Origin of the sequence: Nocardiopsis sp. RV163, from assembly GCF_001029525.1 — a bacterium.
Lineage (GTDB): Bacteria > Actinomycetota > Actinomycetes > Streptosporangiales > Streptosporangiaceae > Nocardiopsis > Nocardiopsis dassonvillei.
This window is the reverse complement of the sequence record NZ_LEKI01000092.1, coordinates 1-23,195: the sequence shown is the minus strand read 5'-3', so window position 1 is coordinate 23,195 and position 23,195 is coordinate 1. Positions and strand designations below refer to the sequence as shown.

23 protein-coding genes are annotated in these 23,195 nt (G+C 72.3%); 10 read left to right on the top strand and 13 right to left on the bottom strand.

Going from position 1 to position 23,195, the window contains the following annotated elements; genetic code table 11:
• Positions 1-79 precede the first annotated feature (79 nt).
• The 3 genes from ABD54_RS16650 (at position 80) to ABD54_RS16640 (ending at position 3,653) form a co-directional block, all read left to right on the top strand.
• Complete coding sequence (locus tag ABD54_RS16650; protein ID WP_047870415.1) at positions 80-919, top strand: EamA family transporter; 840 nt, start codon at positions 80-82, stop codon at positions 917-919.
• A 45-nt stretch (positions 920-964) separates the two neighbouring features.
• Positions 965-1,948: an amidohydrolase family protein gene (locus tag ABD54_RS16645; protein WP_047870414.1), complete on the top strand. Its 984-nt coding sequence runs from the start codon at positions 965-967 to the stop codon at positions 1,946-1,948.
• 133 nt (positions 1,949-2,081) lie between these two features.
• Positions 2,082-3,653 (top strand): long-chain-fatty-acid--CoA ligase, encoded by a 1,572-nt coding sequence (locus tag ABD54_RS16640; protein WP_047870413.1) that lies wholly within the window; start codon positions 2,082-2,084, stop codon positions 3,651-3,653.
• Between the two features lie 63 nt (positions 3,654-3,716).
• On the opposite strand, the gene ABD54_RS16635 is transcribed toward ABD54_RS16640, so the two are convergent.
• Positions 3,717-4,514 carry a VOC family protein gene (locus ABD54_RS16635; protein WP_047870412.1) on the bottom strand — a complete coding sequence of 266 codons (798 nt, stop codon included), beginning with the start codon at positions 4,512-4,514 and terminating at the stop codon, positions 3,717-3,719.
• A gap of 320 nt (positions 4,515-4,834) precedes the next feature.
• Between ABD54_RS16635 and ABD54_RS16630 the strand changes: the two genes are divergently transcribed.
• Complete coding sequence (locus ABD54_RS16630) at positions 4,835-5,086, top strand: type II toxin-antitoxin system Phd/YefM family antitoxin (RefSeq protein WP_028649230.1); 252 nt, start codon at positions 4,835-4,837, stop codon at positions 5,084-5,086.
• A complete protein-coding gene (locus tag ABD54_RS16625) occupies positions 5,083-5,343 on the top strand; it encodes a Txe/YoeB family addiction module toxin (RefSeq protein WP_047870411.1) in 261 nt (86 codons plus the stop codon). Before ABD54_RS16630 ends, ABD54_RS16625 begins: the two co-directional genes overlap by 4 nt.
• A 93-nt stretch (positions 5,344-5,436) precedes the next feature.
• On the opposite strand, the gene ABD54_RS16620 is transcribed toward ABD54_RS16625, so the two are convergent.
• The 6 genes from ABD54_RS16620 to ABD54_RS16595 all read right to left on the bottom strand — a co-directional run bounded on the left by ABD54_RS16620 (position 5,437) and on the right by ABD54_RS16595 (position 10,355).
• Positions 5,437-5,955: a GNAT family N-acetyltransferase gene (locus tag ABD54_RS16620; protein ID WP_053063600.1), complete on the bottom strand. Its 519-nt coding sequence runs from the start codon at positions 5,953-5,955 to the stop codon at positions 5,437-5,439.
• A gap of 14 nt (positions 5,956-5,969) precedes the next feature.
• The gene (locus ABD54_RS16615) at positions 5,970-6,221 is read right to left on the bottom strand and encodes a Smr/MutS family protein (RefSeq protein WP_047870410.1); all 252 of its coding nucleotides are present in this window, start codon (positions 6,219-6,221) and stop codon (positions 5,970-5,972) included.
• 111 nt (positions 6,222-6,332) lie between these two features.
• Positions 6,333-6,788, bottom strand: a complete 456-nt coding sequence (locus ABD54_RS16610) for a GNAT family N-acetyltransferase (protein ID WP_047870409.1) — start codon at positions 6,786-6,788, stop codon at positions 6,333-6,335.
• A gap of 388 nt (positions 6,789-7,176) precedes the next feature.
• Positions 7,177-8,058 carry a class I SAM-dependent methyltransferase gene (locus tag ABD54_RS16605; protein WP_047870408.1) on the bottom strand — a complete coding sequence of 294 codons (882 nt, stop codon included), beginning with the start codon at positions 8,056-8,058 and terminating at the stop codon, positions 7,177-7,179.
• Between the two features lie 129 nt (positions 8,059-8,187).
• Positions 8,188-9,126, bottom strand: coding sequence for an SURF1 family protein (locus ABD54_RS16600; protein ID WP_047870407.1), 939 nt, complete (start codon positions 9,124-9,126; stop codon positions 8,188-8,190).
• A gap of 185 nt (positions 9,127-9,311) precedes the next feature.
• Positions 9,312-10,355 (bottom strand): chaplin, encoded by a 1,044-nt coding sequence (locus tag ABD54_RS16595; protein ID WP_047870406.1) that lies wholly within the window; start codon positions 10,353-10,355, stop codon positions 9,312-9,314.
• A 979-nt stretch (positions 10,356-11,334) separates the two neighbouring features.
• On the opposite strand from ABD54_RS16595, the gene ABD54_RS16590 reads away from it, so the two are divergent.
• Complete coding sequence (locus ABD54_RS16590) at positions 11,335-12,459, top strand: CapA family protein (protein ID WP_047870405.1); 1,125 nt, start codon at positions 11,335-11,337, stop codon at positions 12,457-12,459.
• 59 nt (positions 12,460-12,518) lie between these two features.
• Here the strand turns inward: ABD54_RS16590 and add are convergent, their stop codons facing one another.
• The gene (gene add / locus ABD54_RS16585) at positions 12,519-13,577 is read right to left on the bottom strand and encodes an adenosine deaminase (RefSeq protein WP_047870404.1); all 1,059 of its coding nucleotides are present in this window, start codon (positions 13,575-13,577) and stop codon (positions 12,519-12,521) included.
• A 326-nt stretch (positions 13,578-13,903) separates the two neighbouring features.
• Entirely contained in the window at positions 13,904-15,361 is a 1,458-nt protein-coding gene (locus tag ABD54_RS16580) for an aldehyde dehydrogenase (NADP(+)) (protein WP_047870403.1), read from the bottom strand.
• A gap of 401 nt (positions 15,362-15,762) precedes the next feature.
• On the opposite strand from ABD54_RS16580, the gene ABD54_RS16575 reads away from it, so the two are divergent.
• From ABD54_RS16575 to ABD54_RS16565, 3 genes are all read left to right on the top strand, one after another.
• Positions 15,763-16,353: a TetR/AcrR family transcriptional regulator gene (locus tag ABD54_RS16575; RefSeq protein ID WP_047870402.1), complete on the top strand. Its 591-nt coding sequence runs from the start codon at positions 15,763-15,765 to the stop codon at positions 16,351-16,353.
• Positions 16,347-17,216 (top strand): S9 family peptidase, encoded by an 870-nt coding sequence (locus ABD54_RS16570; RefSeq protein WP_047870401.1) that lies wholly within the window; start codon positions 16,347-16,349, stop codon positions 17,214-17,216. The genes ABD54_RS16575 and ABD54_RS16570 overlap by 7 nt, the downstream gene beginning before the upstream one ends.
• Before the next feature lie 211 nt (positions 17,217-17,427).
• Positions 17,428-18,051, top strand: coding sequence for an HD domain-containing protein (locus ABD54_RS16565; RefSeq protein ID WP_047870400.1), 624 nt, complete (start codon positions 17,428-17,430; stop codon positions 18,049-18,051).
• Positions 18,052-18,121: 70 nt separating this feature from the next.
• Here ABD54_RS16565 and ABD54_RS16560 read toward each other — a convergent pair whose 3' ends face one another.
• From ABD54_RS16560 to ABD54_RS16550, 3 genes are all read right to left on the bottom strand, one after another.
• Positions 18,122-18,880 (bottom strand): sulfite exporter TauE/SafE family protein, encoded by a 759-nt coding sequence (locus tag ABD54_RS16560; RefSeq protein WP_047870399.1) that lies wholly within the window; start codon positions 18,878-18,880, stop codon positions 18,122-18,124.
• 232 nt (positions 18,881-19,112) lie between these two features.
• Complete coding sequence (locus ABD54_RS16555) at positions 19,113-20,036, bottom strand: SPFH domain-containing protein (protein WP_047870398.1); 924 nt, start codon at positions 20,034-20,036, stop codon at positions 19,113-19,115.
• A gap of 368 nt (positions 20,037-20,404) precedes the next feature.
• Entirely contained in the window at positions 20,405-21,190 is a 786-nt protein-coding gene (locus tag ABD54_RS16550; RefSeq protein WP_047870397.1) for an ABC transporter ATP-binding protein, read from the bottom strand.
• 56 nt (positions 21,191-21,246) lie between these two features.
• Here ABD54_RS16550 and ABD54_RS16545 point away from each other — a divergent pair, with 56 nt between their 5' ends.
• Positions 21,247-22,026 (top strand): hypothetical protein, encoded by a 780-nt coding sequence (locus ABD54_RS16545; protein WP_047870396.1) that lies wholly within the window; start codon positions 21,247-21,249, stop codon positions 22,024-22,026.
• Positions 22,027-22,134: 108 nt separating this feature from the next.
• On the opposite strand, the gene ABD54_RS16540 is transcribed toward ABD54_RS16545, so the two are convergent.
• Positions 22,135-23,195: serine hydrolase (locus ABD54_RS16540; protein ID WP_047870395.1), on the bottom strand; the 1,061-nt coding region annotated here is incomplete at its 5' end.

Sequence of the window (23,195 nt, the reverse complement as noted above, 5' to 3'; positions counted from 1 at the left end):
CGCCCGCCCCGCCCCCGCCTCCTCCGCGTCCGCTCCACCGGATGCCTTTCCCGCCTCCGCGCCGCCGGGCCTCCTCCCCGTGACGCCGTGGGTCGTGGCCGTGGTCCTGCTCGCGGCGCTGCTGCACGCGGGCTGGAACGCGATCGCCCACTCGATCACCGACCGCCTGCTCGGGTTCGCCCTGATCGGCCTCGGCGGAATGCTCGCCGCCCTCCCCCTGCTGCCGGTCGTGGGGCCGCCCCCGCGCGAGGTCTGGCCGGTCCTGCTCGCGTCCCTCGCCACCCACCTGCTGTACATGAGCCTGCTGATGCTCTCCTACCGGACCGGCGAGTTCGGCCAGGTGTACCCGATGGCGCGCGGCACGGCGCCGTGGGTGGTCGCCCTGACCGGCATCCTCCTGCTCGGCGAGCCGATGCCCGCGTCCGACCTGGCCGGGGTCCTGGTCGTCTCCGCCGGGCTGACGGCGCTGGTGTTCGCGGGCGGCCGCCCCTCCCGCGCACAGCTCCCGGCGCTGCTGGCGGCCTTCGCCACCGGCGTCAGCATCGCCGTCTACACCGTGGTCGACGCCCACGGGGTCCGCCTCATCCAGGACCCGCTGGGCTACATCACGTGGCTCATGGTCCTCCAAGGGCCGGTGTTCCTCGTGGTGGCGGTGTTCACCCGCCGGGGCGCGCTCGCGGGCCAGCTCAAGCCGCTCTGGAAGTCCGGAGTCCTGGGCGGCGTGGTCAGCGCGGTCGCCTACGGGCTCGTGCTGTGGGCGCAACTGACCGGCGCGGTCGCTGGCATCGCCGCGCTGCGCGAGACGAGCATCGTCTTCGCCGCGGTGCTGGGCGCGGTGCTGTTCGGGGAGCGGTTCGGCCCGGTGCGGGTCGCCGCCTCCGTCATCGTCGCGACCGGAGTAATCCTCCTGGCTTTCTGAGCGTCTTCATGACTCTGACCAGCGCTTACCCGTATCGTTTCCGGCGTGACACGAGCCTCGTCCTTCTCCGGGTCCGCCGCAACGGACACTGCCACCCAAACCCGTTCCGACACCGCCGCCGGAACCGATCCCGGGTCCCCCCGCACGACGGATACCGCACACGAACACGGACCCGAGTCCGCCGCCGTACGCGCGGTCTGGCAGGGCCTGGGGCTCCCCGGACTCATCGACGTCCACACGCACTTCATGCCCGACAACGTGCTGCGCAAGGTGTGGGCCCACTTCGACGCCCTCGGCGGCCTGTGGCCGATCACCTACCGCTTCGACGAGGACGAACGCCTGTCCCTGCTCCGGGGCTTCGGGGTACGGCACTTCACCGCCCTCTCCTACCCGCACCGGCCCGGCATGGCCGCCTGGCTCAACGACTGGGCGGGCGGCTTCGCCGACCGCAACCCCGACTGCCTGCGCAGCGCCACCTTCTACCCCGAGCCGGAGGCCCGCGACTACGTGGCCGCGGCCTTGGAGGCGGGTACCCGCGTGTTCAAGGCCCACCTCCAGGTCGGCCGCTACGACCCGCGCGACCCTCTGCTGGCCGACGTGTGGGGGCTGATCGCGGACGCGGGCGCTCCAGTGGTGATCCACTGCGGTTCGAGCCCGGAGGCGGGCCCCTTCACCGGCCCCGAACCCTTCGCCGAGACCCTGCGCGCCCACCCCGGTCTCACCGCGGTCATCGCCCACGCCGGGGCTCCCGACTACCGCGCGTTCCTGGACCTGGCCGAGCACCACGAACGCGTCCACCTGGACACCACGATGGTGTTCACCGAGTTCTCCAAGGACTGGGCGCCCTTCCCCGACGGGGAGGTGCCCCGCCTGAAGGGGATCGCGGACAGGATCCTGTTCGGCACGGACTTCCCGAACATCCCGTACCCCTATCTCGAACAGATCGAGGCCCTCGCCTGGCTCGGTCTGGGTGATGACTGGCTTCGGGGAGTGCTGTACGGCAACGCCGCCCGGCTGTTCGGGCTCTGAGGGCCGTCGGCTTCCGACGCCCGACGCTGGACAGCCGACGACCGTCCGGTGATGGTGGTCGTGGGGCGGCCGCCTTCGGCCTCCGCCCCGACCACCGCCCGCCATCACCGACGCGGAAAGGCACCCCGGCACCATGGAACTCGCCCTGACTCCCCTGGAGTTCGCCCGCCGCACCCGAAGACTGCACCCCCGGCGCGAGGCGGTGGTGGACCGCGGACTCCGGCTCACCTACGAGGAGTTCTTCGACCGCTGCGACCGCTGGTCCTCAGCCCTCCAGGGCATGGGGGTGTCCAAGGGCGACCGCGTCGCCTACATCTCCCCCAACACCCACGCCCAGTTGGAGTCCTTCTACGCCGTGCCGCAGCTCGGCGCGGTGCTGGTACCGGTCAACTTCCGGCTGTCGGCGGACGACTTCGTCTACATCGTCAACCACTCCGGGGCGAGGGTCCTGTGCGCGCACGCCGACCAGCTCGACGCCGTGGACGGCGTCCGCGACCGGATGCCCGGCGTGGAGCGGTTCGTCGCCCTGGAGGGGGCGCGCCCGGGCTGGGAGGACTACGAGACCCTCGTCGCGCGTGCCCCGGCGGACTACGTCCGCCCCGCGATCGAAGAGACCGACCTGCTGACCATCAACTACACGAGCGGCACCACGGCCCGACCCAAGGGCGTGATGATCACCCACCGCAACGCGTACATGAACTCGGTGGGCACCCTGCTGCACCTGCGGATCGGCATCGACGACCGGTACCTGTGGACGCTGCCGATGTTCCACGCCAACGGCTGGACCTACACGTGGACGGTGACCGCCGCGGGCGCCACCCACGTGTGCCTGCCCGCGATGGACCCGGCCGCCGTGTACGAGCTGATCCGCTCCGAGCGGGTCACCTGGCTGTGCGCGGCCCCCACCGTGCTGATCATGCTGTCGAACGCCCCCGAGGGGGTACGCGGCGAGGTCCCGTCCGGCGTGCACGTGGTGACGGCCGGGGCCTCACCCGCCGCCGACACCATCGAGCGCCTGGAGGACGGTTTCGGGTGGACCGTCACCCATGTCTACGGGCTCACCGAGACCACGCCGTTCATCACCGTGTGCGAGCCGCGAACCGAGCACCGCGGCCTGTCCCAGCGCGACCGCGCCGCCGTCAAGGCGCGCCAGGGGGTCGAGCTGATCACCTCCGGCGAGCTGCGGGTGGTGGACGCCGACGGCGTCGAGGTGCCCTGGGACGGCACGACGGTCGGGGAGATCACCGTGCGCGGGAACGTGGTGATGAAGGGCTACTACAACGACCCGGAGGCCACCCGCAAGGCCATGGGCGACGGCTGGTTCCACACCGGCGACGCTGCGGTCACCCACCCGGACGGGTACGTGGAGATCCAGGACCGGATCAAGGACGTCATCATCTCCGGCGGGGAGAACATCTCCTCCGTCGAGGTGGAGGGGGTCCTGCTGCGTCACCCGGCCGTGCTGGAGGCGGCCGTCGTGGGCGTGCCGCACGAGCGCTGGGGCGAGACGCCGAAGGCGTCCGTGGTACTGCGCGGGGGCGCCGCGGCCACGGAGGAGGAGCTGATCGCCTTCGCCCGCGACAACCTGGCGCACTTCAAGGCGCCCACACGGGTGGAGTTCGTGGAGCAGCTCCCCAAGACCGCCACCGGCAAGATCCAGAAGTTCGTGCTGCGCGGAGGCGCGTCCGCGGTGTCGCGGCAGTAGCCGCCGGGTCCGGCCGGGGACCGCGCCCCGCGGGGCGCGGTCCCCGGCCGGACGGCGTCCGGATCACCCGGGCGGCCAGTTGAGTAGGACGAACCCGGCCTGGAAGGGGTCGGAGCAGACCATGCGGCGCCCCACACCGGGGACGTTCTCCGGCTCCGCGTGCACGTGTCCGCCCGCGGCCACGACCCTGCGCGCGACGGCGTCGCAGTCGGCCACCGCGAACACCGGGTGCCAGTCCACCTCCCCGCCGAACCGGTCCCCGTGGCCGGGGCCCGCCTGCAGGATGCCCCCGTGGGTGCGCTCGTCACCCGTTCCCTCGGGGCGCAGGACGGTGTACCCGCCGACATCCTCCCCGCCGAGGGACGGGTCGAACGGGTTGAGGTCCCACTTGAAGACCCCGGTGTAGAACTCGGCCGCGCCGCGCGCGTCGGTGGTCCGCAGCTCCACCCAGCAGAGGCTGTTGACCCGTCCCACCAGGCCGAGGTACATCTTCCCCCGCCAGACGCCGAAGGAGGCGCCCTGGGGGTCGCGGAACAGCGCCTGACGGCCCAGGTCGAAGATGTCGAACGGCTCCACCAGGAGGGTGCCGCCCAGCCGCTCCACGCGTGCGATGGTGTCCTCGATGTCGGAGTCGGCGAAGTAAACGGTCCAGGAGGGGCGGTCGCTCTCCCCCATGACCGGGCTGACGCCCGCCGCGGGAAGCCCCTCACCGCACAGGAACTTGTAGCCCTCCAACTGCCGGATGTGCGTCTCGGAACTCCAGCCGAACACGTAGCTGTAGAAGGCTGTCGAGGCCTCGACGTCGGGTGAGGACACCTCGACCCAGCAGGGAGACCCGGGCGTGAAATCCGTACTGATCATCGCTGTCCCTCTCCATGACGGCACACCACCCTTCGGTTCCTTCCCTGATGAGGGAGGTTCCGGGGATCGGAGGGGCAAAGACTCGCACAACTCGCCGTTGCCGGGCCCGTACTCCCCGGCACGCGACGCGCGGGCCCGGCGGCTCCGCCCGCGCCGGCCCGCTGACGACCGCGGCACGTACGCGCTCAGCGCCTGAAGTGCACGAACAGGCGGCCAACGTACTTGTAGCGATTTACTTGCCGACGAAGCATCAACCCCACATCATACGTACAACTTCTTGTACAATTGAGCCAAGTTGACGTGCGACGAAGGGCTGAGACGTGAAGACCATGACCTACTCCGAGTCCCGTGCCAACTACGCCGCCACACTCGACTCCGTGATCGACGACCGGGAGGAGGTCGTCATCACCCGAGCGGGACGGGAGCCCGTGGTGATGATGGCGCTGTCGGAGTACGAGACCCTCAGAGAGACGGCCTATCTCCTGCGCAGCCCCGAGAACGCCCGTCGCCTGGTGACCGCGATCGAGGAACTGGAGTCGGGCCGGGGCATCGAGCGCGAGTTGAGCGAATGAGGCTCGTCTGGGCGGAGAGTGCCTGGGAGGACTACGTCTGGTGGCAGAGCCAGGACCGGAAGATCCTCAAGCGCGTCAACGCACTGATCGAGGACATCGCCCGCAACGGCAACGAGGGCATCGGAAAACCGGAGCCGCTGCGACACGGTTTCCAGGGCTACTGGTCGCGCCGCATCACAGATGAGCACCGGCTCGTGTACAAGCTGGTCGAGGACGAGATCCTCATCGCCGCCTGTAGGTACCACTACGGGAAGTGACCTCGACAACCCTCCGCCCACCGCTAGTGACGAAAATGGATCCACAGGCGGCCAAGATACTTGCGAAGCCGCACTTCACAACCTTGGAGGCGCTCAGGCCTGGCCGGGGAGGGCGACATGGACGCGGTGCGGACCGTTGTAGTGGTGGCCCTCGCCTACAGGAAGAAAGCCCAGTCGGGCGGCCAGGCGCAGGCTGGGCGCGTTGTCGATGTGGATGAGCGCCCAGACCGAGTGCAGGCCGAGAGAGTCAAGGCCATGGCGGAGCAGTGTGCCAGCCGCTTCCGTGGCCAGACCCCGCCCGCCGTGGCGGACAGCCAGGTACCAGCCGATCTCCGGCAGCCCACCGGGCAGTTCCCCCGAGGGGCGCAGATGGGCGAGGCCGACCAGAACGCCGTCGAGTAGCACGGCCCAGTGTCCCAGTTCCGGCGGCCCGTCGTAGGCCAACCGGTTGTCGACCATCCGACGGGCCAGGGTCGGATCGGAGAGATCCGCCCCCAACAGCGAGCTCATGGCCGGGTCGGCGAACAGGTCCACCACGTCATCGGCATGCCGTTCCGCAAGGGGTTCCAGGACCAGCCGGTCGCTGGACAAGCACTTCTGCCGCTCACCCATCGGACCGCCGGGAGTCAGTGTTTGAAATGCACATATAGACGCCCGAAGTTCTTGGAGTCCTTCTCGACCCGGTGGTAACGGGCCTTGACGTCCTTGCGGTCGAGGAAGCGCAGCACCCGCTTCTTGAGCTGCCCGGACCCCTTGCCGGGGATGATCTCGACGCTCTTGGCGCCCGTGCGCTCGGCCTCGTCCATGATGTCGTTGAGGGCCCGGTCGATGTCCCGTCCCTTGTTGAAGATGTCGTGCAGGTCGAGTTTGAGCCGCACCGTGCCTCCTCCTCGTCCGGTAGCCGGATCATACGCGGCGCGGGGCCGTGCGCCGGGCCTCGGCGCGGCCCTCCCGCCGGTGCCCGGGGCCTGTCGTACGCGCGTCCCCCGTCACTCCCCGAGTCGCAGGGTGAAGACCATCCGGTCCACGCCCGGCCCCTCGTAGTCGGCGTGCGGTCCGGTGACGGTGAAGCCGTGGGCGCGGTGGAAGGCGATCGAGCGCTCGTTGGCGGGGGAGGTGACCGCGCGCACGACCGTGCACCCGCGCTCGCGCGCCCCGTCCGTGAAACGCCGGTACAACCCGTTCGCCAGTCCGGTCCTGCGGTGTCCCGGGGCCACTCCGGCGAAGTGCACGTACGCCTCCTCGGGCACGGACGGCGAGGGGAAGCCGATCAGGAAGCCCGCCAGCTCCCCTTCCGCCTCGGCGATGAGGCTGGTGGTGTGGAAGTGGTCGAGGAAGAGCCGGGGGAGGATGTGAGCCACGGGGCGCCCCCACCAGTGGTCGCAGACCGCCAGGATGCGCGGGTGATCGGAGGGGAGGGCGGTCCGGACACGGACGTCGGTCACGCGGGGGCTCCTGCCCGTCGTCGGAGGGGTGTTCCGGGTCCGGCAATACCCGTAGGCGGGTCCGCGAACCCCTTCCGCGGACCCGTCCGGTCCGGGCGCGGGGAACCGCTCAGGGGTGCCCGGACCCCCGCTCCGGGACCGGCGCGCTCGGCTCCCCCGTTCCAGCCTCCTTCGTACACGCCTGCACCAGGGGTTTTCACCGTCCGGACGCCGCCCCGGTACCCGACCGAAAAACCCTGGCCCCGCCGGGTGGGCGCCCGGCGCGGCGTACCGGTGGTCCTCACCGCCGACTCCGGACGCATGCACGACGACGGCCACGTCTTCCGGGTCACCGGCAACGGGGTGTGGCTGGCGACAGCCGTGCCCCCGAGTACCTCGGCGAGCCCGTCTAGGGCCGTGGCACCGCAGCACCGGGGCGCCGCCCTCCCGCTCCGTCAGGAACTCGGGGCCGGACCGCCGAGAAGATCGCGGTGCCGGGGATCATCCGGCCGCGCACCGGCCCCCACCCGCCCCACACCCGGTCCAGCCCCTCGGGCCACTCCGGTTCGACCACGTCCCGCAGCACCAGGCCCGCGCGTGCGATCCCGCGCACCCAGTCGCCCACCGTGTGGTGGTGCTCCACGTAGACCGCGTTCCCGCCGTCGTCCTCCTCCACGTAGGCACGGCGGTCGAAGTAGGACTGGTTCACGGTGAACCCGTCCTCCCCGGGGTCGTCCGGGAAGCTCCACCGGACCGGGTGGGTCACCGAGAACACCAGCCGCCCTCCGGGTCCGAGCACCCGCGCGGCCTCGGCCAGGGCGTCGTCGGCCGAGGGCACGAACGGGAAGGCCCCGAACGAGGAGAACACCACGTCGAAGGAGGCGTCGGCGAACGGCAGCCGCTGGGCGTCGGCCTGCACGGCCGCGAGCGCGTGTCCGGTCGCCTCGTCGATCCTGCGCGCGTGCTGGAGCTGGCGGAAGGACAGGTCGAACCCGACCACCTCGCGCACTCCCCGGGCGCGCAGCCACCGCCCGCACTGGCCCGCGCCGCAGCCCACCTCCAGCACCCGGGCCCGCAGGAGGTCCTCCGGGTCGCCGAGCAGGCGCGCCTCGGCCTCGGTCAGGCCCTCAGGACACCACACGAACCCGGTGTCGCCGAGGAAGCCCCCGTGCTCGGCCTGGTAGGCGTCGGCCGCGCCGTCCCACCACCGGCGTCCCGCGCGGGCGCTCTCCTCGGCGTCCACGGCGCGGCGCGCCACACGCCCGGGATCCGGATAACCGTCATCGTTCATGGGGCCAAGCCTCCCAGAATGGCGCTCGTGCACGGGGCCGCGGCGCGTACACGGGTACCGGGTGCCCGGGAGCCCCGCGACCGGACCCCGCAGGCAGAAGCCCGCGGGCGCGGCGGTCGCGCCCTTGTGTCATGCGGTCCCGGAGCCGCCCCTGCCCGCGGTCGCGCCGGAGTCCTCTCCGGACTCAGCGTGCCCCTCGGAACTCCGGCTGGACCCCACGGCCTCGGCGGGCTCCGCGGCCTCGGCGGTCGCACGGGTCTCGATGGGCTCGGCGGTCGCCGCAGCCCCTGCGACCTCAGCGGTCGTACCGGACTCCCCCGCCTCGGCCTCGCGGGCGTCCCGGATCTCGCGGCGGACGAGGAAGACCCATCCGCCGACGGCGACGACGGCGAACACCCACCACTGCACGGCGTAGGACGCGCTCATCCCCGCGTCCTCCTCGTGCAGGACGACCGGTTCGGGCGCCGCCTCAGGCAGCGGGTCCTGCCGGGTCAGGTCGACGTACCCGCCGTAGACGGGGTAGGGCAGGTCCGCGGCGATCCGGTCCACGTCGACCATCATCAACTGCCCCTCGGGCAGGTCGTCGCGGTTGCGCAGCCCGGTGTTCTGCTCGGTCTCGGAGTAGTGCAGGCGCCCGGCCACCTCCACGGGGCCCTCCTGCGCGGGCGGCACCTCCGGCTGGTCGAGGGCGGTCTCGCCGCGCTCGACCCATCCGCGGTTGACCAGGACCGCGGTCCCCTCCTCGGTGACCAGCGGGGTCAGCACGTGGAAGCCCACGCCCCCGGAGCCGTCGCGGTTGCGCAGCAGGACCTCGTGCTCGGTGTCCCAGGTGCCGGTGGCCTCGACGGTGCGCCAGCGGTCGTCGGGGTCGACGTCCTCGCCGACCCGGGTCAGCTCGTCCACCGGTACGGGGTCGGCGGCGAGGTTGGACTGCTGGAGGTCGACCGCCGCGCCGCGCTGCCCGGCCCGGTCCAGTTGCCAGAAGCCCAGCCAGACGAAGCCGGGCACCAGCACCAGCACCAGCACGTGGAAGGCCAGCATGCGTTGCGAGAACAGGACTTTGAGCACGTCTTCGAGGTTATGAGACTCCTCCGGCCGCCTCGCACCGCCCCTCGCCTCCACGTACCGCGCGGCCCCCGTCCCGTCTGGGCGGGCCCGCCGCCGCAGCCGTGCGACGGCCCGCACACGGACGGGGCCGCCGGTCACCGGCGGCCCCGCGTGTGTGGTCGGGGGACCCGGGTCCCCCGACCGTGCTACTCGTCGTCGCCGGTCGCGGCGGCGGCCTTGCGCTTGCGGGCGAAGTAGAGCCCGGCGCCGCCCGCGCCGACCGCGGCGACGCCCGCGGCGACCAGACCGGCCAGGGCGCCGCCGGTCACGGGGAGCTGCTCGTCGGCCCGGGGCCCGGTCGGCTCCTCGCCGGTGCCGGAGTCGCCCTCGTCCTCGCCCTTGTCCTCCTCGCGGGGCGCCTCGGGCCGCTCCTCACCCGGCTCCTCGGGCTTCTCCTCCTCCGGCTTCTCCTCCTCGGGCTCCTCGGGCTTCTCCTCGCCGGGCTCCTCCGGCTTCTCCTCCTCGGAGATGATCTCCATGCAGGAGCCCTCGGCCAGGCCGAGCACGGACACGGCGTTGCCGCAGATGTCGACGGCCGCGTCCACCGGGACCACGACCTGGTTGCCGCTGCCGATGCCGCCCGCGCCGCTGGTGGCGGTGTCGGGGGTGCCCTCGTTCTCGGGGGAGGCCTGGATGATGTTGATGATGGTGGTGCACTTGGCGCTGGAGCCGCCCAGGACGGCCACCGAGTTGCCGCAGATGTCGATGGCGGCGTCCACGGGCACGACGATCTGGTTGCCGCTGGCCACACCGCCGGAGCCGTCGGTCCTGGTGGTGGGCGCGTCGGCGCTCTCCTCCTCCAGTACCTCGACCACCTCGACGCACTCGGCCTGGCTGATGCCGCCGACCGCGACCGAGTTGCCGCAGGCGTCGATGGCGGCGTCCACGGGCACGACGATCTGGTTGCCGCTGGCCACACCGCCGGAGCCGTCCGTGGCGGCCCCGCCCTGACCGCTGGCCTCGTAGAGGACCTCCGAGACCTGGGTGCACGTGGCGCTGGAGATGCCGAGGATCGCGATCGAGTTGCCGCACAGCTCGGCCTCGACGTCCACGGGCACGACGATCTGGTTCCCGCTGCCGATTCCGCCGGAGCCGCTGGTGGTGGTGTCGGCGAAGGACGCCGCGACGGGCGCCACGACCAGTCCGGCGGTCATGACGGTGGCGAAGGAGTAACGGAGTGTGTTGCGCATGTGCGGAGGTGACCCTTTCACGGATACGGCTTGGGGATCGCGCCGTTGCGACGCTGGTCCGCGACAGGACCGGTGCCCGTGTCGTCTCGCGGGTCCGGCTGTCCACGGCGGGGCGGGTCCGCCAGCAGGGAAGGCTGCGTGGCGGCGGGGTGACCCGCGTGTGTGAAGTCGCGGTTCGAAAGCTCGCGGAACCGCCGACGGACCGAAACGTTAGCAAGCCGCCGAAGGCTCGCAGGCGTTTTCGGAAAATACACTTCCCCAGTATAAGTACAGCAGGCAATGCATTGGACACATGGAGTGATAAGCACAGCTCAAAGGGCACCCTTTTGGCCACTCTGTGCTTACAGATGCCGACTACGGGTTGTCCTGGGACAATAAAATTTTTCCGGTAAACCCCGGACCCGAACCTACTAAGCAACTTCGAAGATTCGTAACCGAGCCAAAGCTGCGCACCCGAAACCCTGTGCCGGATTTCCCCTCCCGCACACGGATAACCCCTTTTAGGGCGAAATCCGGAGAAGACGGGAAAGCCCATGGAATCCGGCCGGGGCGCCGTACCGCCCGGAGGGCGCGACCACCGGAACCGCTGCCGCCGCGTCCGCGCCGACCGGGGACGGGCCCGCCGAGGACGCGCGCCCCCGGACCGCGACCGCCGGAGGGCTTGTGTGCCGTTCGCCACCAGGGCACGCGGAGCCCCACGGCCCCAGGGGCTCCAGGGCCCGACAAGACACTGAACTGGACAAATGCGGCTAAAGCGCTGGTCACGCGCACCTACCCTGAACCCGACCGGCCGTCGATGCCGCCAGCACTCGGGCTCGGTGACCGCACCCCCGTGGTAAGGGCGCGAACACCCCTGGTCATCGCCGGTGACGGAACGGGGAACCCGAGCCCCTCCAGCCATGAAGGCCAACCGGAAGCGTGTGATGTGCGTCCTAATCATCAGGACATGCCCCGTTTCCCCCGCCCCTCTGGAGCATGCATGCAACCCGTATCGCCGCGCCCACGCGCGCGCACCGCGGTCGGCGCCGCGGCACTGGCCCTCGCCCTCCTTCCCATCGCCTGTTCCCCGGGCGACGCGTCCCCGGACCGGTCCGGGGACGCGACCGCCCCCACCGGCGAGGGCACGGCCTCCCCGTCGCCCGGCACGGAGCCCGGGACCCCGGAACCCTTCACCGTCGCCTTCGGCGGTGACGTGATGTTCGAGGGCCTGCTCGAACCGGCCCTGACCGACCCGCGGACCGCGCTCGCACCGATCGCACAGCAGCTCTCGACCGCCGACCTGGCCATGGTCAACCTGGAGACCGCGGTCACCGAGGGCGGCACCCCGGCGCCGGACAAGGCGTACGTGTTCCGCGCGCCCGCCACCGCCCTGGAGGCCCTGGACGCCGCCGGGGTGGACGTGGCCACCGTCGCCAACAACCACGGCATGGACTACGGCGTGGACGGGCTGACCGACACCCTCGCGAACGGCGAGGCCTCGCCCGTGGCGCTGGTCGGCGCCGGGAGCGACGCCGAGGAGGCGTACACGCCCCACGTCGCCGAGGTCAACGGCCAGAGCGTCGCCCTGTTCGGCGCCACCGACGTCATGGACGACCACCTCATGGCGGAGTGGACGGCGGGAGAGGGCAAGCCCGGTCTGGCCTCCGCCAAGGGCGAGACGAAGCAGCGGCTGCTCACCGCCGTCGCGGAGGCCGCCGCGGAACACGACAACGTGGTGGTCTTCCTGCACTGGGGCCTGGAGGGCTCGCACTGCCCGCTCCCGCACGCCCCCGGCCTGGCCCGGGAACTGGTCGACGCGGGAGCGTCCGCCGTCGTCGGCGGCCACTCGCACGTGCTGTCCCCGGGCGGATTCCTGGGCGACTCGTACGTGCACTACGGCCTGGGCAACTTCGTCTTCTACAACTTCGAGGGCCCCACCGCCGAGACGGGCGTGCTCACCCTCACCTTCGACCAGGGCGCCGTGGTCCGGTCGGTCTGGGCCCCGGCGCGGATCCGTGGCGGCGTCCCCGTCCCCTACGAGGGCGAGGCCGCCGCACAGGCCGCGCGGACCTGGGTCGACATGCGCGCCCAGTGCGGGCTGCCGCTGGCCGACTCGCCGGCCTAGGACCGCGACGGCCGTTCTCGCACCCGACCGCCGCACCGGCGACCGCTCCGGTCGGGACGCTAGCGCAGCGCCGGGACCCGGGCAGGGTCGACGCCGTGGCGGGCGGCGACCTCGCCGATCTCCGCCAGCAGCGCGTGTCGGCGGGCGGCGCCCAGGTAGGAGGCGTGCACGCCGTTCGCCGCGAGCCCGACCAGGTCGGCGGCGTCCAGCCCCAGCGCGTGCGCGGCGAGGTACTCGCTGTTCAGGTCTGTGCCGAACATGGTCGGGTCGTCGGTGTTGAGGGTGACCAGCAGACCGGCCTCCAGCATGCGGGGCAGCGGGTGGTCGCCCAGCTCGGCCACTGCGCGGGTGCACACGTTGGAGGTGGGACTGACGTCCACCGGGACGCGCCCCTCCGCCAGGCGGGCGACCAGCGCCTCGTCGCGCATGGAGTCGATGCCGTGGCCGATCCGCTCGGCGCCGAGCGCGTCCAGGGCCTCGCGCACCCGTTCGGGGCCGCCGTGCTCACCGGCGTGCGGCAGGCTGGCCAGCCCGGCGGCCCGGGCCCTGCCGAACACCCCGGCGTACTGCTCCAGCGGGGTCTCCACGCCGCCGACGCCGAAGCCGACGACGCTGAGCGGCGCGTCGCGCAGGACCGCCTCCACGGTGGCCTCCGCGCTCTCCAGGCCGAAGTCGGCGGGGAAGTCGGGGATCCACCGCAACTGGACGCCGTGTCGGCTCTCGGCCGCGCGGCGGGCCTCCTCGATGCCGTCGAAGACCACGCGGGCGGGCACCCCGCGCATCAGGTGGGTGTAGAGGCTGACGTGCATCTCGGCGTAGCGCACGTTCTGCGCGGCCAGGCGTTCGGCGACCGCCGAGGCCAGGAGCGCGAAGTCCTGCTCCTCGCGCAGGGTCGCGACCGAGGCGAGGTAGACCTCGACGAAGTGCGGGAAGTCGGTGAAGACGTACCAGTCCCGGAGCGCCTCCAGGGTGTCGGGGACGTCGGTGACGCCGTGCCTGCGGGCGAGGCCGAACAGGGTGTCGGCGGGCATCGATCCTTCGAGGTGGACGTGGAGTTCCACCTTGGGCAGGTCGCGGACGAGCGCCTCGACGTCGGGAGGCGTGGAGTGGGTGTGCATGGCGACAAGTTACGCGCCCCGAGGGGGCGCCCCAAGCCCTCGCGGATCAAGTTCACAGCTGTCCGTCAGAAGCGGGCCCGGCAGGCCCTGCTGGTGGAGGGCCTTACCTCGGTGACCGTTCCCGTGGTCACGGTCCGCTCCCTCACCGCCGTCTTCTGCCTGTGGGCCGCCCGGCGGCACCCGGCCGAGGCGGCCGGGAGACCGGTCCCCGCCGCACACGGACCCCCGAAGCCGCGTCCGGCACGTCCGCGGTCGGCCCACGCGAGGACGCGCCCCGTGGACAGGGCACCCGCCGGGCGCGTCGGCCGACGCGCCCGGCGGACTGCTCAGGCGGAGGGCGCGGCGCCGTTCACGCGGCGCGGCACGCCCAGCGGGTTGTCGTCGCGCAGCTCCCGGGGCAGCAGCGACTGCGGCACCGACTGGTAGGTGACCGGGCGCAGGAAGCGCCGGACCGCGGTGGTGCCCACCGACGTGTGCAGCGGCGCGGTGGTGGCCGGGTAGGGGCCGCCGTGGGTCATGGCGTGGGTGACCGCCACCCCGGTCGGCCAGCTGTTCCAGAGCACCCGTCCGGCCAGGGACGCGCCCAGCGCCAGCAGCGCGGGCGCGATCTCGTCGTCCTCCTCGCCGTGCACGGTCACGGTGAGCTGGCCGCCGAACACCCCGGCGGCCTCCAGCAGCCGCCGCTCGTCGGAGTAGGTGACCACGAGCGTCGCCGGGCCGAAGCACTCCTCCAGGAGGGTCTCGGCGTTCTCCAGCAGGGAGTCCAGGTCGGTGCGCAGCAGGGACGGGGTCCAGTCGTCGCCGGTGCGCGCGCCCCGGACCAGCACCTCGGTGGCCGGGTGGGCGCTCAGGGCGTCCAGCCCGCGCACGAAGCCCTCGGAGACCCGCTCGTTGAGCAGCGGGGCGGCCGCGCGCCCGCCGAAGTCGGCGACGAGGGCGTCGAGCTCGGTCTCCTCCGGCACGAACAGCACGCCGGGCTTGGTGCAGAACTGGCCCGAGCCCATGGTGGCCGAGTCCGCGTACCCGCCCAGGATCTCGCCGCCGCGCGCGGCGGCGGCCGCTCGGGTGACGAACACCGGGTTCACGCTGCCCAGCTCCCCGTAGAAGGGGATCGGGTCCGGACGCGAGACCGCCAGGTCGAACAGGGCCCGACCGCCGGGGATGGAACCGGTGAAGCCCACGGCCCGGGTGAGCGGGTGGGTGACCGCGCGCTTGCCCGTCTCCACCCCCTCCACCAGTGCGAAGCAGCCCTCGGGGGCCCCGGCGCCGTCGAGCGCCGCGACCACGATCCCGGCTGTGCGCCGGGCGAGCCGGAGGTGCCCGGGGTGGGCCTTGACGACCACCGGGCATCCGGCGGCCAGGGCGGAGGCGCTGTCCCCTCCGGCCGTGGCGAACGCGAACGGGAAGTTGCTCGCCCCGAACACCACCACCGGGCCCAGCGGGACCAGCAGGCGGCGCACGTCCGGGCGCGGGGTGCCCCAGTCGGGGTCGGCCGGGTCCACGGCGGCCTCAAGGTAGGAACCCTCCTCCAGGGTCTGCGCGAACAGGCGCAGTTGGAAGGTGGTGCGGCCCAGCTCCCCCCGGCAGCGCGCCTCGGGGTAGTGCGCCTCCTCCATCGCGATCGGCACGAGTTCGTCGGCGGCGCCGTCCAGGGCGTCGGCGACGGCGCGCAGCAGTCCGGCGCGCTCGCCCGGGGTGAGGGCGGCCAGGAGCGGCGCCGCGGCGGCGGCCCGTTCCATGACGGCGTCGAGTTCCTCCGGCGTGGTGTCCGGGGCGGTGGTCATGGCTCTCAGCCTCCAGGAGGGTGTGTACGCTGCGTCGGCCCTGATCCAACCATGCCAGAGCCGATCAGGAAAGCGCTATCCAAACGCGGGGCGCGCTGCGCGAAAGCAGCGGCCTGGAGGCCCCGACCGGGGTTCCCCCTCTCCGGAGCGCTGGCCGAGCGCTGGAAGGGACGGTGGAACGAAACTGGAATTTCCCCGGAACCAGGTGATTCCGGAAAGGCATCATAGGAGCTGTGACGACAAACTCCCGAAGCTCAACACCCCCGCGGTCACGACGCTCCCCAGGCAGTACGGGAGGCGACCACGCGTCACGCGAGGGCCGTGGACGAGCCAGCGTCGCCCACGACGAACTCGCCTTCGCGCAGGCGCCGCTGCGGAGGCTGCCCGCCCAGCAGCGCAGCATGCTCAGGGTCCAGCGCATGCTCGACTGCTGCGCCGAACTCCTCGACGAGGTCGGCTACGACAACCTCTCAACGACCAGGATCGCCGAGCGCGCCGGGGTCGCCATCGGCTCCGTCTACCAGTTCTTCCCGGACAAGAAGGCCATCACCCAGGCCCTCGGGCTGCGCTTCCTCGACCAGTTCGGCACGCGCGTCACCGAGCGCCTCGCCGACGCCTCCTTCAGCCACTGGACCCTGGCCGTGGACGCGGTGGTCGACGAGTACATCGACATGCACCGCCACGTGCCGGGCTTTCGCAGCCTGCACTTCGGCGACATCGTCGACCCGCGCCTCCTCAACGGAGGCGCCGACAACAACCGCGTCATCTCCATCCGCCTGCGCAGGATCATCGTCTCTGTCACAGGCATCCCCGACAATGAGGAGCTCGACCGGGCCATCGACGTCGCCGTCGAGGCCGCGGACGCGGTGCTCAAACTCGCCTTCCGCGACGACCCCGAGGGCGACCCCGCGCTCGTCCGCGAGGCCAAGCACCTGGTCAGCAGTTACCTGTCCCACTTCTCCCGACGCAACGGAGGCGACCATCCGTGGTAGCCGACGCCGGCACACTCTCCCGTCCCGTCACCGGAACGGCCGCCGGAGTGCCCTTCCTGGCCCTGCCGCCCGCCAGCGGTGACGTCCCGGCCCCGCTCATCCTGGGCCTGCACGCCTTCGAGCCGCCCCGGGCCGAGGCCGCACTGGCCGGAACCGTGCCCATGGCCCCGCTCCCGGCCTGGCGGGTCTACCTGGGCCTGCCCATGTTCGGGGCCCGGCTCCCCGAGGGCGGCGTCGCCGAGGTCAACCGGCGCGGCGAACGCGACTACCTCATCGAGCTGTTCGGCCCGGTGGTTGAGGAGGCCGCCGCCGAACTCCACCGCGTCACCGCCGAACTGCGCGCCGCCTTCCCCGTCACCGACGCACCCGTCGGACTGGTCGGCGTGGGCGCCGGGGCCGCGGCCGTCCTGCTCACCCTGGCCGAGGGGCGCCTGCCCGTCGGCGCCGCCGCCGTCGTCAACCCGGTCGCGGACCCCGCCCTGGTCATCGCCGCGCGGGAACGGCGCACCGGCACGGCCTACGAGTGGACCGAGCAGGCCGTGAGCACCCGCGACTGGCTGGACTTCGGCGGCCGCGCCGAGGAGGTCTCCCGCGACCGCGTCCCCCTGCTCGTCGTCAGCGGGGGCCGGGACGAGGTCGTGCCCCCCGAGCACGGCCGGTCGCTGCACGACGCCGTGGCGGCCCACGCGCCCGAGCATGCGCTCCGTCACATCGTGGTCCCCGACCTGGCCCACACCATCGGTCCGGAACCGGGCCTGCGACCCGGCCCGCTCACCCCGGCCGGAGTCCTCACCGACCGGGCGCTGACCGAGTGGTTCCACCAGCACCTGAGCTCTTCCGACCAGGTCCGGACGGCGGAGTAGGGGCTGCTGCGGGCCCCGCCGGGCGCTGCGTCCGCTCCCTTACCCGGCGCGAAACCCCACGTTCACCGGGTGCACCCCGGCGTCTCCTCCCGCGTCCCCTCAACGGACGCCGGCGCGAAAGCTGGTGCGCGTTCCATGGGATCATCCAGTGGCGGCCGCACCGAGCGGCCCACCTGACCGTTTCGACTCATCCTTCAGGAGGGCGAACCACGTGACGGAACCGGCACCGGTCTTTGCCAGCGGGGTCGACAACGAGCGGTTGAACGCGCAGCTCCGCTTCCTTCTGGAAGTCGACAAACTCAAGCGCATCCTGCGGCAGTCCCTCCTCGTGGACGGCTCCCGGCGGGAGAACTCGGCCGAGCACTCCTGGCACCTGGCCCTGTCCGCCCGCACCTTCGCCGAGTACGCGCCCGAGGGCACAGACATCGACCGCGTCGTCGAGATGCTGGTCCTCCACGACATCGTCGAGATCGACGCCGGGGACACCTTCCTCTTCGACACCGTCAACTCCCGGACCCAGGCGGAGCGCGAGCGCGCCGCTGCCGACCGCATCTTCCCCCTCCTGCCCGAGGACCAGGCCGAGCGGGCCCGCGAGCTGTGGGAGGAGTTCGAGGCGCGCGCCACCGCAGAGGCGCGGTTCGCCCGCGCGGTCGACCGTCTCTCGCCCATGCTCGCCAACTGGCACAACGAGGGCGGCACGTGGGTGCGCTTCGGGATCACCCGGGCGCAGGTGATGGAGAAGGTCAAGCTGATCCAGGAGGGGTCGGAGGCGCTGGGCTCCTACGCGACCGCCCTGGTGGACGACGCCGACCGCCGAGGGTACTTCCGGTCCTGACCCGGCGGAGCCCCCCGCGGGACACCCCGGTGGTCGCCGCGAGTCCGCGCGGGGGCCGGGCGGGGCCGGGTCAGACCCGGCCCGTCAGGATCTGGACCGCGGCGGACAGCCCCACCAGCACCAGGCACACCCGCAGGGCGGCCGGGCTGAGCTTGCGCCCGAACTTCCCGCCCAGGTATCCGCCGATGATGGTCCCGCAGGCGATGAGGCCGACCACCGGCCAGGCGGGCTCGGCCAGGATGATGTAGAACACCGAGGCCGTGGTGTTGACGATGGTGGCGAGCATGTTCTTCAGGGCGTTGAGCCGCTGGATCTCCTCGTCCAGTGCGGTGCCCAGGATGCTCATGAGGATGATCCCCTGAGCGGCGGCGAAGTAGCCGCCGTAGGCACCGGTCCCGTACGCGCCCAGCGGCAGCAGCGGACCGCCGTCCCTGTGGGCGGGCCTGCGCGAACGGACCCACCGGGTGATCCGCGGCTGGAGGACGATCAGCACGCAGGCGAGGCCGATCATGAACGGCACCACGGCCTCGAACACGCCCGGGGGCAGGTAGATCAGCAGCAGGGCGCCGGTCACCGCGCCGAGGAAGGACATGCTGCCCAGCCGCAGGACGCGGGCGCGCTGGCCCGCCAGCTCCCGGCGGTAGGCGATGGTGCCGCTGAGCGTCCCGGGGGCCAGGCCGATGCTGTTGGAGACGGTGGCGGTGATCGGCGGGTAGCCGAGCGCCAGGAGCACGGGGAAGGTGAACAGCGTCCCCGACCCCGCGATGGCGTTGATCCCGCCGGCGGCCACACCGGCGAGAAGGATGACCGCGGCCTCCCAGAGTTCCATCCGCCCAGCTCTCCCTGTCCGCCCCCGAGGGTCGAGGGCGACAACAGACTACGAGAGCGGGCCATCGGATGATCGTGCCGGGATGCGCGCAGGGCCCGGGCCCGGTACTGGACCGGACCCGGGCCCTCGCGGTCCGGACCTCAGACGGCCGCTCCGGCGCCGGGGGGCCGCTTCGCGGAGCGGGCCCCGCCGCACGGGACGCGCGTCCGGCCGACCGGACGGCGGAACCGGTTCAGGGGGCCCGGACCACGTCGTCGCGCAGCCGGTCGAACGCGGCGCCGACCCCCTTGAGCGCCTGGCCCATCTCCGCCGGGACGACCCACACCTTGTTGGCGTCGCCCCGGGCGATCTCCGGGAGCTTCTGGAGGTAGTGGTAGGCCAGCACGTCCGGGTCGACCCGGCTGGTGTGCAGGGCCTTGAACACCATGTGGATGGCGTCGGCCTCACCGCGGGCCCGGGTGGTCTGGGCCTCGGCGTCGGCCTTGGAGGTGAGCGCCTGCGCCTCGGCCGCGCCCCTGGCCCTCAGCACCGCGGCCGAGCGCTCGCCCTCGGCGCGCAGGACCGCGGACTGCTTCTCGCCCTCGGCGCTGAGCAGTTGGGCGCGCTTCTCCCGGTCGGCGCGCATCTGCATCTCCATCGCCTCCTGCACGGAGGACGGCGGCTCGATGCCCTTGAGCTCGATGCGGCTGATCTCGATGCCCCAGTCTCTGGTGGCCTCGTCCAGCACGGCCTTCAGCTCTCGGTTGATCGCGTCGCGGGAGGTGAGCGTCCCCTCCAGGTTCATGCCGCCGATGACGTTGCGCAGCGTGGCCAGGGTCAACTGCTCGACGGCCTGGATGAAGTTGGCCACCTCGTAGGTGGCCCGGTAGGCGTCCACGACCCTGATGTAGACCGCCGAGTCGACCTCGACCGCGAGGTTGTCCTCGGTGATGGCCGACTGCGGCGGGAAGCTCACGACCTGGACGCGGCGGTCGATGCGCTCGCGCACGTGGTCCACACCGGGGACGACGATGTTGAAACCCGAGCTCAACGTCCGGTGGAACTTACCGAAACGCTCGACGACGTCCTCCATCGAGTGCGGAACGATACGCACGCTCCGCCAGAAGACGAGAAGCAGAACCGCGACGAAAAGCGCCACGATGATGATCATGGTCATGGGGCCGCCCCGGTTTCCGGACGGAGGACGTCATTCGGTATCGGCATCTGGGCAGCTCCGGATCTCCAGACGGGGGTGACAGGCGGGCACGGACCGCGCCCGGCGGCCCCGCCCACCCGAAGATCATAAAGCGCGCCGAAATGGAGCGATCCGCTCACCGTCCGCTGACGCTACCCCATATGCGCCGGGGCGACCACATCCGGACAGAAACACTGTTTATGGTCAATACATTTGCCCAGTTAACGCAATCCAATAACGGGAAATCTGTCTTCGGGGGCTCGTGCGGGCGGACGGAACACGTACCCGGACGACCGGGTCTCCGCACGCCCGGGACCCGGTGCGGGGCGTCCGCCCGGACGGACGCTCCCTCAGACCGCCCGGGCGCTCCAGCGGTCGCCGTCCCTCTCCGCCTTCAACGCGAGCCCGAAGGTCTCCGACAGGTGGTCCGCGGTCAGGACCTCGTCGATCGGCCCGGACCGCACCACCGAGCCCCCGCGCAGCAGCAGGGCGTGCGTGGTCCCGGCGGGGATCTCCTCCACGTGGTGGGACACCACCACCAGCGCGGGCGCGGCCTCGTTGCGGGCCAGGCTCCCCAGGCGGCGCACCAGGTCCTCCCGCCCGCCCAGGTCCAGCCCGGCGGCGGGCTCGTCCAGGAGCAGCAGCTCCGGGTCAGACATCAGCGCGCGGGCGATGAGCACGCGCTTGCGCTCGCCCTCGGAGAGGGTGTGGAAGCGGCGGTCGGCCAGGTCGGCGACGCCCCAGTGGCCCAGCAGTGCGCGGGCGCGGCCGTAGTCCGGGTTCCCGTACTCCTCGCGGAAGCGGCCCACGTAGCCGTAGGCGGCGCTCAGCACGATGTCGAGGACCTCTGTGCCCTCCTCGATCCGCGACGCCACCGAGGCGCCCGCGTAACCGATCAGCGGACGCAGCTCGAACACGTCCACCCGGCCCAGCCGCTCGCCGAGGATCTCCACCTCGCCCGAGGTCGGGTGCGTCTGGCTGTAGGCCACGTTGAGCAGCGTGGTCTTGCCCGCGCCGTTGGGGCCCAGGACCACCCAGCGCTCGCCCTCCAGGACCGTCCAGTCCACCCCGTCCAGCAGATGGGCGTCGCCCCTCCGCACCGTGACCCCGCTCAGGCCCAGAACACGCCCGTCCATCGTCCTCCCTCACGTCACGTCCCACGCCGGTGCACGGGCCGCCCTACCCTGAAACAATGCATCTCTCGTCCGCACCACTCGTCGCCTGGGGCAACGCCTGGCTGGCCGGACACGTCGGCCTCGACGAGGCCGTCGACGCCGTCGAGCGGCGCGGTGGTCCCAACCTGATCGGGACAGTACCGGCAGTGGACCTGCCCTTCGACAGCGGCGTACCGCTGCGGGCCGCGCTGACACGGCTGCGCGGCCTGGGGCTGTCCGCCTTCCGGTTGGCCCTGCCCACCTGGGGCGATCCCCTCGGGCTCGTGGGCCCCAAGGAACTCAACCAGGCCGCCGTCGAGGCGCGGGAGGGGGTGCTGGTGCGGCTCGCCGACCGGCAGGTGGGCCTGGTGCCCTCCGCCGACCGGCGTGGTTCATCCTATGTGGGCGTTTCGTGGACACCGTATCCGGCGAACGACGCACTGCCGCAGGTACCCGGCCTGGCCGAAGCGGAACAGGCGCTGAAGCTCGCCCTCATCGAGGCCGCCCGGGCCATGGAGGGCGTGGACGACGTCGCCCCGTTCGCACCGGACGTGCACCGACGGCTGGGCGAACCGGACGGCGGCCCGCCACCGCTGGCGCGCGGGTACCCGGCCCGGGCGCACCGGGTGGCGGAGAAGGCGGCGCGGCTGGCCAAAGTAGTGGAACTGGCCGAGCCCTCCTCGGGACGGGGGCTGACCGCCCACCAGGCCACGGCCCGCTCCGAGGGTCTGCGCAGGCTGGACGCGGCGGTGCGCAGGGCCCTGGTGGCCGCGCACGGCGCGATCGACCCGTCCGACCGGGGTGTGCGGGGGCGCTGAGCGGACCCGGGAGCGGCCGGGAGGCGAGCACGGAATCCCGGTCCGGGAACGAACGGGAAGCCGGGGGCGGCCGTGCCCGCCCCCGGGCGACCGGGCGGTCCCGGTCGCTCAGCCCGACACGCGCTCCGCTCTCCCGCCGGTACCGCCTGTTCCACGGCGCACCGACACCAGACGGACGACGCGGACCGAGGCGACCGTCGCACAGGCCAGGGCGAGTAGGACAAGGGCCACCCAGAAGGACGTGAAGAGGTAGGGCACCTGGAACCACGCCACGTCCCTGCCCCGGTAGAGCCACCCGACCACCTCGTGCAGGACCGCCAGCAGCAGCGGCGGCGCGGTGTAGGGCAGCAGGCGCGCCGCCGCGGCCCACCACGGGCGTCCCCGGCGTGCGCGGGCCCAGTCACCCGCGCGCCGGACGCCGCGCCAGGCGAGCGGTACGGCGGCGGCGCCCAGGGCGAGAAGGACGGCGTCCGCGACCAGCACCAGCGTTCCCTTCGGCGGTACGGGCGCACGCCCGGAGTCGATCAACTCCACGAGCGCGGCGGCCAGGGCGGAGGCGCCGCTGCCCGCCGACCCGCTGTTGGCCATGACCGCCACACCGTGACCGCTCTCGGGCAGCAGCGCCTGGTGCGCGGTGGCGGTCATCAGGTTGCCGCTGTGCTCGACCACCGGCGCCCCCGAACCGGTCTCGTCCGTCGACCACCCCAGGGCGTAGGAGCCTCCGGAGACCGGCGAGGGGGTGTGCAGGGCCTCGATCCCCTCCTCGGACAGGATCCGTTCGCCGCCGGGGCCCCGACCGCCGTTGTTGTGGGCGACGAGCCACGCGCCCATGTCCGCGGCGGTACTGATGACGCCGCCCGAGCCGTTGCCGAACCCGGGGGGTTCGTCCGCCGGGAACGGGAGTCCGAGCACGCTGATGTGGCCGCGCGCGCCGGGCGGCAGGTCGAGGTCGGTGTCGACGGTGGTGGTGTCGTCCATCCCCAGCGGGGAAAGGACCCGCTCGTCCAGGTGGTCGACGAAGGACCGCCCGGCGACCACCTCTACCAGGCGGGCGGCGACCTGGAAGTTGGGGTTGTGGTACTCCCACCGCGTGCCGGGTTCGGCGGCCAGACCCGCGTCGCGCAGGTCCTCGACGGACTGGCGCAGGTTGAGGGTGCTCCGGCCCCGGC